Raw genomic sequence first — 18021 nt, 5'->3', positions numbered from 1 at the left:
CTGCTCCCTCTCGCCGCCGCGGGGCGGCCGTCGTGGTGTGCGCCCGCCGGTGGTCAGGGCGTGGTGCGGGGCGCCGCGGCGGGGCGCAGGGCCACCACGGCCTCCTCGAAGCCCGCGATGTGGTTGGACCGCACCCTGCGCACCGGGCCCGCCACCTCGACCCCCGCCACCCGCTGCCGCAGTTCGCCGAAGAGGACCCGCAGTTCGCTCACCGCCAGGGCGCCGCCGAGGCAGTAGTGGGCGCCGTGACCGAAGGTCAGGTGCCGGTTGGGCTTCCTGTCGATCACGAAGGCGTCGGGCTCGTCGAAGACCGCCTCGTCGCGGTTGGCCGAGGGCCCCCAGACGACGACGGACTCCCCGGCGCCGACCGTACGGCCGCCGAGTTCCGTGTCCCGGGTCGCGGTGCGCAGGGTGTGCGCGCCGGGGGAGGTCCAGCGCAGGATCTCGTCGACGGCGGTCGGTACGAGGCCGGGGTCGTCGCAGAGCGCCTGCCATGCCTCGGGCCGCGCCGCGAGGGCCAGCAGTCCGCCCACCGCGGCGTGCCGGGTGGTCTCGTTGCCCCCCGAGATCAGGCCGTCGCAGTTGAGGAAGATCTCCTCGTCGCTGAGCGGCCTGCCGTCGACCTCGCCCCGTACGAGCGCGGTGACGACGTCGTCGCCCGGGCTGCGCCTGCGCCGCTCGGCCAATTCCGCGTAGTACAGCAGGATCTCGGCGTGCGCCTCGACCGCGGCGTCCGTGGGGGCGCCGTGCTCGTCGACGGCGCTGAAGGCCACGGTGGTGCGCTCCCGCATGAAGCCCCAGTCCTCGCGGGGCACGCCGAGCAGGTCGCAGATGACGGACACCGGGAGCAGGGCGGCCGTGTCGACGAAGTCGCAGGTGTCCTGGCCGAGTGCGCGGTCGAGGGCCGCGGTGACGGTGGTGCGCATGTTCTGCTCAAGCCGGTGCACGGTGCGCGCGGTGAAGGCGGAGCCGATGATGCGGCGGATCGCGGCGTGCCGCGGCGGGTCCGTGACGATGAGCATCCTGCGGGAGGCGGCGGCCGCCGCCCTGGCGTCCCCGCCCAGCCGCATGCCGCGCTCCGAGGAGAAGGTCCCGCTGTCGCGCAGCACCCGTACCGCCTCGGCGTGGGTGGTGACGGACCAGTACGCCGTCCCGTCCGCGCGCACGCTCCAGCGCACCGGGTCGTTGCGGCGCAGCCAGCGCCACACCGGGTGCAGTGCGTCGGCGCCGTGCAGTTCGGGGTCCGCGACGTCCACGGACGCCGGGTCCCCCAGATCCGTCGTGGTCATCGCGGCTCCTCCTGGAGGTGTACGGGGCCGGGCCCGGTGGCGGGCGCGGGAAGGGAAGCGGGGGTGGCAGAGGGTACGGGGGCGGCGAGGGAGGCGAGGAAGGGAAGCAGGCCCGAGTCGGGTTCCAGGTGGAAGAGATGGCCGCCGCGGAACATCCGCCGCTCGCAGCCCGCGGAGCCGTACGCCCGCCATCCGTCCAGGTCGCGCGCGTCGAGACCGGTGTCGTCAAGGCCGCCGCACACGGTGATCGGGCAGGGCAGCGGCGGCCCGGGACGGTGCCGGTAGCCGTCGCACAGCGCGATGTCCCCGCGCAGCGGCGCGAGCAGCAGCCGCTGGAGGTCGGGGTCGTCCGCGACCCAGCCGGGCAGGGTGCCGTTCCCGACGAAGTACCCGATCAGCCCGGCGTCGTCGAGGCCGCGCAGCTCGGGGACGCCCTGCGGCCGGTGCGGCGGCAGGGACGCGGAGGCGATCAGCCGCTCGGGCCACAGACCGGCCTCCGCGCCGAGCCTGCGGGCCGTCTCGTAGCCGACGAGGGCGCCCATGCTGTGCCCGAAGACCGTGTAGGGGCGGTCGATCCGGTGCCGCAGGGCCTCGAACGCGCCCGTGACCGCCTCCTCCATGGAGCGCGGTACCGGCTCGTCCCAGCGGCTCTGGCGGCCGGGGAGTTGCAGCGCGAGCACCGTGGTGCCGGGCGCGAGCCGCTCACGCCAGCGGCGGAACTGCCCGGCGCCGCCGCCCGCGTGGTGGCAGCACACCAGCAGCCGCTCGGGCCGGGCGGCGGCCAGCCACTCCATCAGCCACGGCGTGCTCATCGCCCGCCCGCCCCGCGCTCCTCTTCGAGAGCGCGCTCCATGACCGCCTCGGCGAGGTCGGCGAGCACCCGGTGCTCGAAAAGCATCCGCACCGGTACCGACACCCCGGTCGCCGCCCTGATCCGGGCGATGACCTGGGCCGCGAGCAGGGAGTGCCCGCCCGCCTCGAAGAAGTCGTCGTGGACGCCGACCCGGGGGATGTCGAGCACTTCCTGCCAGATCCCGGCCAGCACCTCTTCGAGCGGGGAGCGCGGTGCCTCGTACCCGGCGCGCGGCCCGCCCTGCTCGGGCGCCTCGTCGAGCAGCGCCCGCAGGGCCGCGAGGTCGGTCTTGCCGTTGCCGGTGAACGGCAGGCTCTCCAGGAAGAGATAGCCCGCGGGCGCGCAGTGGGCGGGGAGCCGCGCCTCCAGATGGCCGCGCAGCTCGGGCGCCGTCACCTCGGGCCCGCCCGGCTCCCGTACCACACAGGCCGTCAGGGCCACGGTACCGAGCGCGTCGGCGCGGGCCACCACCGCGCACTCGCGCACCGCGGGGTGCGCGGTGAGCGCGGACTCGATCTCGCCCGGTTCGACACGGAAGCCGCGGATCTTGATCTGGCCGTCGGCGCGGCCCGCGAACTCAAGATCCCCGTCGGAGCGTCGGCGCACGAGGTCTCCGGTCCGGTAGAGGCGGCCGCCGGGCTCCCGGGAGTACGGGTCGGCGACGAAGCGCTCCGCGGTGAGGTCCGGCCTGCCGAGGTAGCCGCGTGCCGTGCCGGTGCCGCCGAGGTACAGCTCGCCGACGACATTGGCGGGCACCGGGCGCAGATGGGCGTCGAGGACCAGCGCGCGGTATCCGGGTATCGCGGTGCCGATCGGCAGCGGCCCCGCGGTGTCGGACGGCCGTGTCTCGTGTCCTGTGGCCCAGATGGTGGCCTCGGTGGGGCCGTAGAGGTTGAAGCACCGCGCCCGGCCGCTCCAGTGCCGTACGGTCTCGGCGGTCAGCACCTCGCCCGCCCCGATCAGGACCCGCAGGCTCGGTACGTCGGCGGCGCCGAGGGCGGCGATGGCGGACGGCGGCGCCGTCCAGCAGGTGACCCGGTGCCTGCGCATCAGCTCCGCCAGCGGCTCGCCCGGGGCCAGTTCGTCCCGGGTGCCGAGCACCAGGCGCGCTCCCGCGCCGAAGGCGAGCCCGGTCTCGAAGACCGACGCGTCGAAGCTCGGCGAGCAGAACTGCAACACGGTGTCGTCGGGTCCGAGCGGCAGCAGTTCGCGCTGCGCGGCCAGCACCGAGGCGAGCGAGCCGTGGGTGATCTGGACGCCCTTCGGCCGCCCCGTCGAACCCGACGTATAGATCACATACGCCAGATTCCCCGGCACCAGACCGACATCCCCCACCACACCCACACCATCACCAGCACCCTCGTCAGACACCTCCGGCGCCACCAACGGCACCCCACACGCACCCGCCACCCCCTCAGCAACCCCACCACTGCCCACCACCACCGCCGCACCACAGTCACGCACCATGAACTCCAACCGCTCCCCCGGATACTCCGGGTCCAACGGCACAAACACACCCCCCGCCCGCAACACCGCCAACACCACCACAGGCCACACAACCGACCGCGGCACACACACCCCCACCACCACCTCAGGCCCCACCCCACACCCACGCAACACCCCCGCAAGACGCCCCGCCCACACATCCACCTCCCCATACGACAACGAACACCCACCCCCCACCACCGCCACCGCACCAGGACACACCCCCACCCACCCCGCGAACACCTCGTGCAGCAGGGGGCCTTCCGCGGCCGCGGGGCCGGGGGCGACCAGCGCGTCGTGCTCCCTGGCGCCCAGCATCGGCAGCCGCGAGAGGCGCAGCCCCGGTTCGGCCACGGCCGCTTCGAGGAGCGTGCGGAAGTGGGTCTGCATCCGCTCGACGGTCCCGGGGTCGAAGAGCGCGGCGTCGAACTCCCAGGCCGCGGCGAGCCCCGAGTCGGAGGGGACGAGGGTCAACGCCAGGTCGACGCCGGGGGCCTGGGTGTCCATCCGCATCACGTCGACGGTGAGCCCTTCGACGTCGTCGGAGCGCAGGGAGACCTCGGCGAGGTGGAGCACGGCCTGGAAGAACGGCTGCCGGTCCCGGTCCCGGTCGGGGCGCAGCTCCTCCACCAGCCATTCGAGCGGCACTTCCTGGTGCCTGATCGCTTCGAGGGAGACGTCGCGCACACGGGAGAGCAGTTCGTCGAACGTCGGATCGCCGTCCAGGTCGGCACGGAGGACGAGGGTGTTGACGAAGCAGCCGATCAGCTCGTCGAGCCCGGGCTGGGCGCGGCCCGCGACGGGGACGCCGACCATCACGTCGGTACGCCCCGAGTAGCGGTGCAGCAGCGTGTCGAACGCCGCGAGCAGCACCATGAAGACGGTGGCGCCCCGGCCCGCCGCGAAGGCGCGGATGTCGTCGACGAGGTCCTGGGGCAGCACGGTGAGCCGCATGTCGCCGCGGGCCGCGGTGCCGGCGGTGCGGCGTCTGTCGGCGGGCAGCTCCGTGGGGTCCTCGGCGCCCTTGAGCCGCCGCCGCCACACGTCCATGGACCCTTCGAGGGTGCGGGGGGTGAGGTTCTCCCGCTCCCAGACGGCGAAGTCCGGGTACTGGATCTCCAGGTCGTCGCCGAGCGGCGGCTCCCCGGCCCGCAGCCGCCGGTAGTTCTCGGTCAGCTCCCGGTAGAGCACCTGGAGCGACCAGCCGTCGGCGACGAGATGGTGCAGGCACAGCGCCAGCCGGTGCTCCCGCTCCCCGAGCCGCAGCAGCGCGGCCCGCCACAGCGGCCCCGCCTCGATGTCGAAGGGCCGTTGCCAGGCGTGGGAGAGCCATTCGTCCGCGACCGCCGCGGGGTCGCCGCCGCCCCGGTCGCACGGCACGTCCTCCCACCCGACGTCCGACCAGGGCCGCACCACCTGCGTCGGTTCGCCGTCCCGCGCGGTGAACGTGGTGCGCAGCGCCTCGTGGCGCCGCACGACCGCGTTGAGCGCCGAGTTCAGCAGCCCCGTGCCGAGGGGGCCGCGCAGCCGCAGCACCATCTGGATGTTCCAGGCGGCGCCGCCCTCCTCCATCTGTTCGAGGAACCACAGCCTGCGCTGGGAGTACGACGCCGGTACGGCGAACTCCTCGGTCAGCTCCATGCCCACTCCTTCACATCGGATGGGCGCCGCGGGCCGCGGCGCCTGCCGGAGGCGGCGCCCCCGGCCCGGCGCCGCTCAGCGCCCGGGGCGCCGGATACGGGTGATGGGCCTGCGGGGCGCGGCCCGTTCTGGCGCCGCGCCCGCGACCGCCCTGGCCAGGTCCTCGACGGTTCTGCCGTGCGCGAGCAGGGTCTCCAGCGACAGGCGCACTCCGTGGCTCTTCTCGATCCTGGCGACCAACTGCGCCGCGAGCAGGGAGTGGCCGCCCAGTTCGAAGAAGTCGTCGCGGACCCCGATCTCCGGCTCTTCGAGTGCTTCCCGCCACATCCGTACGAGGTCGCTCTCCAGCGGGGTGCGGGGCGCGACGGGTGCCGCACCGCGCCGCCGCGCGGCCGCGCCCCTGGCGGCAAGGGCGGCGCGGTCGATCTTGTGGTTCGCGGTGAGGGGGAACTCCGCGAGCGGCGTGGTGGAGTTGGGGAGCATGTAGTCGGGCAGCTCCGCGGCCAGGTGGCGCCGCAGCTCGGCGCCGGTCGGGGCGGGCGGCGCCGCGGCCCCGGTGCGCGCGGGCACCACGAACGCGCGGAGCTGGGGGCCGACGAAGCCGGACTCGGTGACGACCACCGCGGCCTGGCCCACCCACGGGTGGCGTTCGAGGGTCTTCTCGATCTCGTCGAGTTCGACACGGTGGCCGCGGATCTTGACCTGGTGGTCGGCGCGGCCGCGGAACTCCAGGGTGCCGTCGGGCAGCAGGGCGCCGAGGTCCCCCGTGCGGTACATACGGGCGCCGGGCACACCGGAGAACGGGTCGGCGACGAAGGCGGCGGCGGTCAGGCCGGGGCGGCGCAGATAGCCGCGGGCGACGCCGGTGCCGCCGACGCAGATCTCGCCCGTGGCGCCGGGCGCCGCCGGGGCCCCCGCGCCGTCCACCACGTACAGCGAGGCGCCGTCCACCGCGGTCCCGATGGGGACGGCGGCCCGCTCCCCGAAGCCGGGCGGCACCTCGAAGAGCGAGGCGGCGACCGCGGTCTCGGTCGGTCCGTAGCCGTTGAGGAAGCGGAAGCGGGCGGCGAACGAGGCCGCGAGCTTGGGCGGGCACGCCTCGCCGCCCGAGATCACCACCCGCAGGTCGGGGAAGGTCCTGCCGTCCACCGTCGCGAGGACGGAGGGCGGCAGCACCACCGTGTGGACCCGGTCGGCCAGCAGCCGGGAGGACAGCAAGTCAGGCGAGGCGACCTCCTCCTTGGCGGCGATGGCGAGGGTGCCGCCGTGCGTGAGGGTGGTCAGGGTGTCGGCGACGGAGATGTCGAAGCCGAAGGAGACGCACTGGAGGGTGGTGCGTCCTGGCCCCGCCTCCAGCGCGGGCCCCATCGCCGTCAGGAGGTTGCTCAGCGAGCCGTGGGTGATCTGGACGCCCTTGGGCCGCCCCGTCGAACCCGACGTATAGATCACATACGCCAGATTCCCCGGCACCAGACCGACATCCCCCACCACACCCACACCATCACCCTCGTCAGACACCTCCGGCGCCACCAACGGCACCCCACACGCACCCGCCACCTGCTCAGCAACCCCACCACTGCCCACCACCACCGCCGCACCACAGTCACGCACCATGAACTCCAACCGCTCCCCCGGATACTCCGGGTCCAACGGCACAAACACACCCCCCGCCCGCAACACCGCCAACACCACCACAGGCCACACAACCGACCGCGGCACACACACCCCCACCACCACCTCAGGCCCCACCCCACACCCACGCAACACCCCCGCAAGACGCCCCGCCCACACATCCACCTCCCCATACGACAACGAACACCCACCCCCCACCACCGCCACCGCACCAGGACACACCCCCACCCACCCCGCGAACACCTCGTGGGTCAATGTGGCAGAACCGCTCTCCATCAGCTCTCCGTTCCCGCCCGGATTTCCCGGTTCCGCTGAGGAAGCCGGTGCGTACGCCGACCCTTCACCTCCGGATTTTCCGGCAGTGTAAAGACCCCCGCTATCCGGCCCCTATTCGCTCCGAAGGCGGCGGTTATCGGTCCGCTATTCATCGGCCATATACGGGAGTCGGGCCATTGACTTCCCGAATTCGGGGCTCGAACCTGCTGAATGCCGACCGTTTCACCGGCCTTGTCATCCACGGAACTAAGGAGTACCGGGTGGAAACAGAGCAGGCGCTACGGTATTGGAGGACGCTGCTCGCCGGCTTCGTCCAGCCCACCCGTCTCGGCGTGGAGCGGTCCTGGGCCACGGGCGGGGGGCGGCGCGAGCGCTCGCGCCTGACGTGGCCGACGACACGGGCCGCCGGTCTCGAACGGGCCGCGGCGGCCGCGGGCGTACGGGCGGAGCATCTGGTGTGCGCCGCGTGGGCGCTGGTGTTCGCCGCCCACTCGGGCGAGCGCGACGTGGTCTTCGGCGTGGTCCCCGGCGAACCGGGCGGCCCGGCACGGCCGTTGCGGGTGCGCGTGGACCCGTCGCTCGGCGTCGGCGCCTTCCTCCGCGGTGTGCGCGACGACCACGAGCGCGGGGCGGCGCACGCGGTGCTGACCCCGGCGGAGCTCGCGTCGTGCGCCGAACTCGCGGAGGGCGCGGAACCCGCCGAGGGCGCGGAACCCGTCGAGGCGCTGTTCGGGACGGCGCTGCGCTGCACCCACGGGGCCGGAGGCCCGACGGCCGCCGCGCGGCGCACGGAGACGGCCGAGCACCGTATCGAGACAGCCGAGCACCGTATCGAGATCGGCGTCGCGCTGGGCGCGGAGCCCGGGCTCCACCTCGACCGTGTCGCGGACAGCCTCACCGACGCCGACGCGCTGCGGCTGCTCGACCACCTCGACCTGACCCTCTCGGCGCTCGCGGAAGCCCCCGCCGCCGCCCCGGTCGGCGGGCTCGCCACCCTGCCCGCGCGGGAGCGCGCACGGATCGTGGGGGAGTGGAACGACACCGGCCGCGACCTCGGCGAACCCTGCTGTCTGCACGAGCTGTTCGAGCGGCAGGCCGCCCGCACCCCGGACGCACTCGCCGTCGTCCAGGGCCAAAGCCGGTACACGTACGCCGAACTCGACGCGGCCTCCGGGCGTCTTGCCGCCCGGCTCGCCGCCGCCGGGGTCGGCCGCGGCGACACGGTGGCGCTGAGCCTGCGCCGCACCGTGCACGCCGTGGTCGCGCTGCTCGGGGTGGTCAGGGCGGGCGCCGCCTACGCGCCCGTCGATCCCGGGCTGCCCGCCGAGCGGGTACGGGAGCTGGTCGCGGCGGTGGCGGCGCCGGTCGTCCTCACCGACGCGGACGCCGTACCCGAGGTGCTGCGGCGCTGCCAGGGGCTGCCGGAACTGCGCCACGTGCTCTGGGTGGGCGACGGCGCGCCCGGCGTCCCCGCCGAGGACGCCGAGGACGCCGAGGGCCCGCGGCCGCCCGCGGTCACGGTGGCGCACGCGCTCGCCGAGCCGGGGCCAGGGGCCCCGGCGCCCCACCGCGCCCGCCCCCGCGACCCCGCGTACACGATCTTCACCTCGGGCTCCACCGGCACCCCCAAGGGCGTGACGCTCACCCACGCCCCCGTGGTCAACCTGGTCCGCTGGGTCAACGACACCTACCGCGTCGGCCCCGGGGACCAGGTCCTGTTCGTGGCCTCCCTGAGCTTCGACCTGTCGGTGTACGACGTGTTCGGACTGCTCGCCGCGGGCGGCAGCATCCGGGTGGCGGACGAGCGCGAGGTGCGCGACCCCGAGCGGCTGCTCGCCCTGCTCGACGGCGAGCCCGTCACCTTCTGGGACTCGGCGCCCGCCGCGCTCCAGCAGCTCGAACCGTTCCTCGCACAGCGCGAGCCGCGCGCCCGGCACTCGCTGCGGCTGGTGTTCCTGAGCGGCGACTGGGTACCGCTGACGCTGCCCGACACCGTGCGGGCCGCCTTCGCCGAGCCCGAGGTCGTCGCGCTCGGCGGCGCCACCGAGGCGGCGATATGGTCCAACCACTTCCCCGTCGGCAAGGTCGCCCCCGACTGGACGAGCATCCCGTACGGCCGCCCGATCGCCAACGCCCGCTACTACGTGCTCGACGCCGCACTGCACCCGGCGCCCGTGGGCGCCCCCGGGGACCTGTGCATCGGCGGCGACTGCCTGGCCACCGGCTACCACGCCGACCCCGCCCTGACCGCCGACAAGTTCATCCCCGACCCGTTCGGCCGGGTGCCGGGGGCGCGGCTCTACAGGACCGGCGACCGGGCGCGCTTCTGGGCCGACGGCACCATCGAGTTCCTCGGCCGCCAGGACCACCAGGTGAAGATCCGCGGCTACCGGGTCGAGCTGGGGGAGGTCGAGGCGTGCCTCGCGGCGCTGCCCGGGGTGGCCTCCGCGGTGGCCGCCGTGCACGGCACCGCGCCCGCGCTGCTGCTCGCCGCGTACGCCGTGCCGCACCCCGGGGCCGCGCTCGACCCGGCCGGGCTGCGCGACGCTCTCGCCGACCGGCTGCCGCCGTACATGGTGCCCGCGCAGGTGACCGTGCTCGACGCGCTGCCCGCCACCGCCAACGGCAAGCTCGACCGGGCCGCGCTGCCGGCCCCCGACCCCGCGCAGGGGCCGCGCGCCCCGCACGTGGCGCCGCGCACCCCGGTCGAGGAGGCCGTGGCCGCGGTCTGGGCCGACGCGCTCGGGACCGGGCCCATCGGCGTCCACGACAACTTCTTCGACCTCGGCGGCCACTCGATGCTGATGGCCATGGTCGTGGCGCGGCTGAAGAGCGATCTGGGGGTCGGCGTGCCCCCGCTCGACATGCTCAACCACCCGACCGTCGCCGGACTCTCCGCCCTGGTCGAACGGGCGCTCCTCGACGAGATCGACGCGGAGGGCAGCGGCACGGACGCGGCCGCCACGGCGGTGGACGGCGGCGCCGCGGGCGGCGGGGAAGCGGCGGGCAAGGCGGCAGGCGAGGCGAACGGGACGGGGTGCCACGGTGGCGAAGGACGGGTCTGACGACCGCGCGGACCGGCTCCGCGACCTGCTCGACCGGCGGCTGCGCGCGGCCCGCGAGCGGCGCGGCCCCGGCGCGGCCGCCGAACGCGGCAGCGGCCCGGGACCCGCAGCCCCCGCGCAGGAGCGGATGCTCTTCCTTGAAGAACTGGAGCCCGGCACCTCCGCCTACCACCTCATCCTCACGCTGCGCATCGAGGGACCGCTCGACGGCGCCGCGCTCGAACGCGCGCTGCGCGGCATCGAGGAGCGCCACGAGGTGCTGCGCTCCGTCTACGAGCGGCGCGACGGCACCGAGACCCTGGTGCCGCGCGCCCCGTCGTTCACCCTGCGGCACACCCCGCTGCCCGAAGGGCCGGACGCGGTCGCCGAGTTGCAGGCGCGGGAACTCGCCCGCACCTTCGACCTGCGCCGCGGCCCGGTGTGGCGGGGGCTGCTCGCCCGCACCCACGACACCCTCCACCACCTGGTGCTGACGGCGCATCACATCGCGGTCGACGGCTGGTCGTTCGACATCCTGCGGCGCGAACTCACCAGCGGGTACGCGGCCGAACTCGGCCGGGGCCCGGCCCCCGAGGCGCCCGCGATCCGCTACGCCGACCACGCCGCCCGGGAGCGCCGCCACGGTGCGCGGGGCGGCCACGACGAACAGCTCGGGTACTGGAGGCAGCGGCTGGCCGACCCGCCGCCCGCGCTCGAACTGCCCGCCGACCGGCGCCCGCCGGCCCACCGCACCAGGCCGGGCGGCATCGTGCGCGGCCATCTCGACGCCGGGGCCGCCGACGGCGTACGGGCGCTGGCGCGCGACACGGCGGCGACGCCTTTCATGGTGCTGCTCGCCTGCTTCCAGACCCTGCTGTACCGGCTGTCAGGCCAGGGCGACCTGCTCGTCGGCGTCCCGGTGGGGGGCCGCACCCGGCCGGACACCACGGGGCTGATCGGCCTGTTCGTCAACACCGTGGTGCTGCGCGCCGACTGCCGCCCCTGGCTCGCCTTCCGCGAGCTGCTCGAACAGGCGCGCGGTGAGACCGCCGCCGCCTTCGCCCACCAGGAGGCGCCGTTCGAGCGGGTGGTGGAGGCCCTGCCGGTGTCGCGCGACCTCGCGGGAACGCCGCTCTTCCAGGTGATGCTGGTCTGGAACGGCGCCGACCAGAGCGCGTCGGCCCTCGGCGACGCCAAGGCCGCGTACGTGCCCTGCGACGCCGCGGTCACCGCCAAGTTCGACCTGACCCTGGAGATCACCGACGAGGGCGGCGGCTACGAACTCGCCCTCGAATACGACCGCGAGCTGTGGGACGAGCCCACCGCCGCCCGGATGCTCGACCACCTCACCGCCCTCACCGCGGCCGCCGTCGCCGACCCCGGGGCGCCGGTCGGGACGCTGCCGCTGCTCGACGCAGAGGGGCGCGCGCTCGCCGCCCGGCACGCTGCGGGCCCGAAGCGCGCCCACCCGGGCCCCGCCGACCTGGCCGCCATGGTGGCGGGGGGCGCGGCCCTCGACCCGGACGCCGTCGCGCTGGTACTGGACGGCGAGGAGCTGACGTACCGGGAGTTCGACCGGCGGGCCAACCGGCTCGCGCACCACCTGCGGGCGCTGGGCGCCGCGCCCGACGAGCCCGTCGGCGTACTGCTTGAGCGCTCCCTCGCGCTGCCGGTGGCGATCGTCGCGGTCGTCAGGGCGGGCGCCCCCTATCTGCCGCTCGACCCCGAGCACCCGCAGCGGCGTACCGCCGCCGTGCTGGAGGACGCCGGCGCGCGGCTCGTCGTCGGCCTCGCCTGCCACGCGGGCCCGATCGAGGCGGCGGGCCGCGAGCCCGTGCTCCTCGACGCGCACGCCGCGGCGATCGCCGCGCGGCCCGGCACCTGGGAGGAACCGGCCGCGCTGCCCGACCAGTTGGCCTATGTGTTCTACACGTCGGGCTCCACAGGACGCCCCAAGGGCGTGATGGTGACGCACCGGGCCGCGCACAACCAGATCCGCTGGCAGATCGACCGCTTCGGCCTCGGCCCCGGCGAGACGGTGCTGCTGAAGACCAACGTCACCTTCGACGACTCGGTGGTGGAGGTGTTCGCCGCGCTCACCGCCGGGGCACGGCTGGTCGTCGCGGCCCCCGGCGGCCACCGCGACCCCGGCTATCTGCGCGCGCTGCTGGCCCGTGAGCGGGTGACGTACGCGCGGTTCGTGCCGACCATGCTGGCCGCGCTGCTCGACCACGGCGGGGACACCCCGCTGCCCGCGCTGCGGGTGCTCAAGAGCGCGGGCGAGCCGCTGCCGCCCGAGCTTGCCGCACGCTGCCTCGACACGTTCGGGGCCGAGCTGTACAACGCGTACGGGCCCACCGAGACGGCCGTGAACGTCAGCGCGGGGCGCTGTACGCCCGGCGCCGACACGGTGCCGATCGGCACCCCCGTCGACAACGTGCGCTGCCATGTGCTCGACGCCTCGCTCGCACCGCAGCCGGTCGGCGTGCCCGGCGTGCTCCACGTCGGCGGGGTGCAGCTCGCCCGCGGCTATCTGGGGCGTCCTGGCACGACAGCGGAGCAGTTCGTGGCCGACCCGTTCGGGCCGCCGGGCGGGCGGCTGTACCGCACCGGCGACCTGGTGCGGCGGCTGCCCGACGGGAGCCTCGACTACCTCGGCCGCGCCGACGGCCAGGTCAAGATCCGCGGGATGCGAATCGAGCCTGGCGAGATCGAGGCGGTGCTCGCCGAGCACCCCGCGGTCGGCCGCGCGGTGGTCGCGGCCAGGAACGACCGGCCCGGCGGCCCCCGGCTCGTGGCGTACCTGCTGCCCGCGGGCGACGCCCGGCCGGACGGCGAGGAGCTGCGCGGCTGGCTGGCCGCACGGCTGCCCGCGCACATGGTCCCGGCCGCCTTCGCCGTGCTGACCGGGTTCCCGCTGCTCTCCAGCGGCAAGGTCGACCGCAGGAGCCTGCCGGAGCCTGAACCCGAGGACGAGCCCGCTGGCGGGTACGAGCCGCCCGAGGGAGCGCTTGAGCAGGCCCTCGCCGCGATCTGGGCCCGCTGCCTCGGCGTCGGGCGCGTCGGCAGGAACCACGGCTTCTTCGCCCGCGGCGGGCACTCGCTGCTCGCCATGGAGGCGCTGCTCGCGATCCGGGAGGAGCTGGGCAGGCACGTCCCGCTGCGGCTGTTCTTCGAGGCGCCCACGCTCGCCGCCTTCGCCGCCGGGGTCGCCGCGCTGCCCGCGGCCCCCGAGGACCCGGCGGGCGCGGGTCCCGCGGCGGTGCGGCCGGTACCCGGCGGCGGCGCGTGCGTCTCGGCCGCGGAGGCCCGGATCTGGTTCGCCGACCAGCTCGACCCCGGCGACCCCGCGTACAACATGCCCGTGGTGTGCCGGCTGCGCGGCGGCGTCGACGTGCCCGCGCTGCTCGCGGCGGTCGCCGCGCTGCCCGCGGCGCACGAGGCGCTGCGCACCTCCTTCCCCTCGGCCGAAGGGCGTCCGGTGCGCGCCGTGGCCGGGGCCGCGGAACTCGCCGCGCGCGTCGTGGACCTGAGCGGCCTCGGGGAGCGGGAGCGCGACGCCGCGCTCACGGCCCTGCTCGCCGAGGAGACCGGGACCCGCTTCGACCTGGCCGCGGGGCCGCCGGTGCGGGCCGCCGTCGTGCCGCTCGGCGGCGGCGAGGCCGTGCTGGCGCTCACCCTGCACCACATCGTCGCGGACGGCTGGTCGATCCGGGTGCTCCTCGACGACCTGCGCACCGGCTACCTCGCCGCCCGCGCGGGCCGCCCCGCCGCCCTGCCCGCGCGGCTCGGCGCGGGCGACTACGCGCACTGGCGCGAGCGCCGGATCACCGACGCGGTACGGGCGGCGGAGCTGGCGCACTGGCGCGAGCGGCTGGCGGGCGGCCCGCCGCCGCTGGAACTGCCCGCCGACGCGCCGCGGGACGGCGCCGAAGGCTCGGCGGGCGCCGCGCTGCGCCTGACCGTGCCGCCCGCGACCGAGGCGGGCACGCGGGATCTTGCGCGCGCCGAGGGCTGTACGCCGTTCATGGTGCTGCTCGCCGCGTACGCCGCCGTGCTCGCCCGGCACTGCGCCGCCGACGAGGTGGTGCTGACCGTCCCGGTCGCCGACCGCGGGCGCGCCGACCTCGACGGCATCGTCGGACTGCTCCTCGACACCGCGGTGCTGCGGATTCCGGTGCGCCCTGAGCAGAGCTTCCGCGGGCTGCTCGGCGCGGCCCGCACCGCCGTGCTCGAAGCCCAGGAGCACCGGCTGCTCCCCTTCGACCAGGTGGTCGACGCGCTCGGGCTCGACGGCCCTGCGCTCGGGCGCTACGCCGTGTCGATGGACCCGGTCCGTGCGGGCGGCCTGGCGTTCGGCGACGGCGTGGTCCTCGAACCCGGGCCGTTCTCCCCCGCCCACTCCAAGGCCGACCTGAACGCGCTGTTCGAGGACGGCGGCGACGGGGCCGACGGGAGCGGCGGCGGGGGGCTCGGCGGCTGGATCATGTACCGCACGCCGCTGTTCCGCGAGGCCCGCATCCGGCGCATGGCCGACCATCTGCTGGCCGTGCTCGACACGGCGGTACGCGCCCCCGGGACACCGCTCGCCCACCTCCCCGTACCGGCGCCCGCAGCACACGCCGCCCCCGCCCCCGGCGGGCCCCCGGCCCCCGCCCCCGCGCCCACCTGTCTGCACACCCTGGTCCTCGACCGCGTCGCCGCCGACCCGGAGGCCGTCGCGCTGGTCACGGACGACGGCGAGTGGACCTACCGCGCGCTCGGCGAGCGGGCCGCGCGCCTCGCCCGGCATCTGACGGCACGCGGGCTGCGCCCCGGCGGGCTGGCGGGGCTCGTACTCGGCCGGGGGCCCGAGCAGCCGGTCGCGGTGCTCGCCGTGCTGCTGGCCGGGGCCGCGTACGTCGCCGTCGACCCCGGGCACCCGCCCGCGCGCGTGCGCGCCGTGCTCGCCGACAGCGGCGCCTCGCTCCTCGTCACGGACCGGCCGTGGGCGGGCGTGTGCGCGGGCGGCGGGCTGCCCACCGTGGTACTCGGCGACGAGGCGGACGCCATCGCCGCCCGGGACCCGGCCGTGCCCGCGAGCGCCGCCGCGACCGACCCCGCGGCGCTCGCGTACCTCGTCTACACCTCGGGCTCCACCGGCGCGCCCAAGGGGGTGCGCACCCCGCACGCCGCGGCGGCCGCCTATCTCCGCGACTACCTGGCGGGCTTCGGCCTCGGCCCCGGTGACACCGTGCTCCAGCTCGCCGGACTCGCCTTCGACGCCTCCGTGCGCGACCTGCTCGGACCGCTCACGACGGGCGCCCGCGTCGTCCTCCTCGACGACGAGCGCGCCACCGACCCGAGGGCCGTCGTCGCCGCCGTCGAGCGGCACGAGGTGAGCTGTCTGCCGAGCGTGGTGCCGACACTGCTGCGGGCGCTGCTCGGGGCCGCGGAGGAGCTGCGCCCGGCGCCGGGCGCCCGGCTGCGGCTGCTGCTGACCGCGGGCGAACCCCTCGACCTGGCCGACTGCGCCCGCGCCCGCGCCGCGTTCGCCGGGCGGCCCACGGTGGTCAACCAGTACGGGCCGACCGAGGCCACCATGACCACGACGAGCGCCACGGTCCAGGCGGACCCGGGGGCCCGCGGCCCCGCACCGCTGGGCGCGCCGGTGGCGGGCGCCCGGCTGTGGGTCGTCGACCGGCACGGCTGCCGCTGCCCCGTCGGGGTGCCGGGCGAGGTGTGGATCGGCGGCGGGCGGCTCGCCGACGGCTACCACGGCCGCCCCGGGCTCACCGCGGAACGCTTCGTGGCCGACCCGTTCTCCGGCACCCCGGGGGCGCGCGCCTACCGCACCGGCGACCTGGCGCGGTGGGAGGAGGACGGCACGCTGACGTTCCTCGGCCGCGGCGACGACCAGGTGAAGATCCGCGGACAGCGGGTGGAGCCCGCGGGCGTGGAGAGCGTGCTGCGCACCCTGCCGGGCGTCGAGGAGGCGGCGGTCGTCGCCGTGCGGGGCGCCGCGCCGCGGGGCGGCATCCGGCTCGTCGCCTGTGTCGCCCCCGCCGCGCTCGACCCCGGCGCGCTCCGCGCCGCGCTGCGCGCGCTGCTGCCCGAGCCCCAGGTGCCGTCCGTCATCCGGGTGCTGCCCGCGCTGCCGCGCACCCCCAACAACAAGGTGGACCGGCGGGTACTGGCCGCGTTCGACGAGCCCGCGGAGGCGGCGGACCCGCCGCGCACCGGCACCGAACGCACCGTCGCCGCCGTGTTCGCCGAGGTGCTGGGCGACGAGCGGATCGGCGACCGGCCCGTCGGGCGGCAGGACGAGTTCTTCGCCCGCGGCGGCCACTCGCTGCTCGCGGCCCAGCTCGCCGCCAGGCTGCGCCGCGCCACCGGGCGCGAGGTGCCGCTGCGCCGGGTCCTCGACCTGCGCACGGTCGCCGCCCTGGCGCACTGGCTCGACTCCGCCGCCCCGGCGCAGGACACGGCGCCGCCGCCGACAGCGGAACCGGGGGCCGCGCCCGCGGGGCCCGCCGCCCTCACCCCGGGCCAGGAGTCCGTCTGGCGGCACTGGAGGGACCGGCCCGACACCGCCGCGTACAACATCGGCTTCTGTGTGCGGGTCGCGGGGCAGGTCGACGAGGTCGCCCTCGCCCGCGCCCTGGACGCGCTCGCCGACCGGCACCCGGCGCTGCGCACCCGCTTCCCCGACACCGGCGGGGGACCTGCCGCCGTCGTGGCACCGCGAGTGCTGACCCCGCTGGCCAGGCACGACACCCGCGGCGCCGCCGACCCGTGGCGGGAGGCGATCGGGCTCGCCACCGCGGAGCTGCGGGCGCCCTTCGACCTGGCCGCGGGGCCGCCCGTACGCGCCGTCCTGGTCCGCTCGGGGCCGGACGAAAGCCTGCTCGGCCTGACGGTGCACCACATCGTCGCCGACGGCTGGACGCTGTCGGTGCTGGGGCGCGACCTGACCGCGCTCTACGCCGAGTTCGCCGCGGGCCGGCTGCCGGAGCTGCCGCCGGTGCCGGGCTTCGACCGCTACGCCGCCGGACTGCTCGCCCGGCTCGAAGGGCCAGGGGCCGCCGCGGACGCCGCCTTCTGGCGGGAGCGGCTGCGCGGCGTACCGCTGCCGCTGGCGCTGCCCGCCGACCGGCCGCGGCCCGCACACTGGTCACTCGCCGGGGCGGTGGCGCCCTTCGACATCGACCCGGGTGCCGCCGCCGGGGTGCGCCGCCTCGCGGACGAGGCGGGGGCGACCGTCTTCATGGTGCTGCTCGCGGCCTTCGGGCACTGGCTGCACCGGCTCTCCGGCGCCGGGCGGCTGCTCGTCGCGGTACCGGTCGCGAACCGCCCCGACCCGGAGTCCGAGCAGGTCGCGGGCCCCTTCGCCGATATCGTCCCGGTCCCGGCCGACCTCCGCGGCAGCCCCACGTTCCGCCAGCTCGTGGCCAGGACCCGGGAGACCTTCCTCGACGTCTGGGAGCACCGGGGCGTGCCGTACGAGACGCTGGCCGCCGCGCACGACCAGGACGACGGGCGCCGCCCGCCGCTCTGCCAGGCGATGTTCGCCGTCCAGAACCTGCCGTCCCCGTACGGCGCCCTCGGCGGCCTCGACACCACGCCCCTCACGCTCGACCGCGGCACCTGCCGCTACGAGCTGCACATGCGCTGCCACGAGACGCCGGAAGGGCTCTCCGGCTGGCTGGAGTACAGCACCGCCCTTTTCGACGAGGCGGCGGTGCGCGAGCGGCTGCGCGGCTTCCTGACGCTGCTCGGCGACGCGGTGGCCGCTCCCGACCGCCCCCTCGGAGGGTCCTGA

6 protein-coding genes are annotated in these 18021 nt (G+C 76.1%); 2 read left to right on the top strand and 4 right to left on the bottom strand.

Annotation, left to right across the window (positions count from 1 at the left end; all coding sequences use genetic code 11):
• Positions 1-53: 53 nt before the first annotated feature.
• From ACIBIW_RS36095 to ACIBIW_RS36080, 4 genes are all read right to left on the bottom strand, one after another.
• Positions 54-1289, bottom strand: coding sequence for a cytochrome P450 (locus ACIBIW_RS36095; protein ID WP_399342664.1), 1236 nt, complete (start codon positions 1287-1289; stop codon positions 54-56).
• Positions 1286-2101: a thioesterase II family protein gene (locus ACIBIW_RS36090; RefSeq protein WP_399342662.1), complete on the bottom strand. Its 816-nt coding sequence runs from the start codon at positions 2099-2101 to the stop codon at positions 1286-1288. The genes ACIBIW_RS36095 and ACIBIW_RS36090 overlap by 4 nt, the downstream gene beginning before the upstream one ends.
• A complete protein-coding gene (locus ACIBIW_RS36085; protein ID WP_399342660.1) occupies positions 2098-5268 on the bottom strand; it encodes an amino acid adenylation domain-containing protein in 3171 nt (1056 codons plus the stop codon). Before ACIBIW_RS36085 ends, ACIBIW_RS36090 begins: the two co-directional genes overlap by 4 nt.
• Positions 5269-5343: 75 nt before the next feature.
• A complete protein-coding gene (locus ACIBIW_RS36080; RefSeq protein WP_399342658.1) occupies positions 5344-7176 on the bottom strand; it encodes an amino acid adenylation domain-containing protein in 1833 nt (610 codons plus the stop codon).
• A gap of 260 nt (positions 7177-7436) precedes the next feature.
• On the opposite strand from ACIBIW_RS36080, the gene ACIBIW_RS36075 reads away from it, so the two are divergent.
• Positions 7437-10241 carry an amino acid adenylation domain-containing protein gene (locus ACIBIW_RS36075; protein ID WP_399342656.1) on the top strand — a complete coding sequence of 935 codons (2805 nt, stop codon included), beginning with the start codon at positions 7437-7439 and terminating at the stop codon, positions 10239-10241.
• Entirely contained in the window at positions 10222-18021 is a 7800-nt protein-coding gene (locus ACIBIW_RS36070; RefSeq protein ID WP_399342654.1) for an amino acid adenylation domain-containing protein, read from the top strand. The genes ACIBIW_RS36075 and ACIBIW_RS36070 overlap by 20 nt, the downstream gene beginning before the upstream one ends.

This window comes from Streptomyces sp. NPDC050560 (assembly GCF_044457285.1).
GTDB lineage: Bacteria > Actinomycetota > Actinomycetes > Streptomycetales > Streptomycetaceae > Streptomyces.
The sequence above is the reverse complement of the archived record's forward strand: the minus strand, read 5'-3'. Positions and strand labels throughout refer to the sequence as shown.

Excerpts from the sequence above, each read along its gene's own strand:
- ACIBIW_RS36095 (WP_399342664.1), bottom strand. The coding sequence starts at position 1,289 with ATGACCACGACGGATCTGGGGGACCCGGCGTCCGTGGACGTCGCGGAC.
- ACIBIW_RS36080 (WP_399342658.1), bottom strand. The coding sequence starts at position 7,176 with ATGGAGAGCGGTTCTGCCACATTGACCCACGAGGTGTTCGCGGGGTGG.
- ACIBIW_RS36085 (WP_399342660.1), bottom strand. The coding sequence starts at position 5,268 with ATGGAGCTGACCGAGGAGTTCGCCGTACCGGCGTCGTACTCCCAGCGC.
- ACIBIW_RS36090 (WP_399342662.1), bottom strand. The coding sequence starts at position 2,101 with ATGAGCACGCCGTGGCTGATGGAGTGGCTGGCCGCCGCCCGGCCCGAG.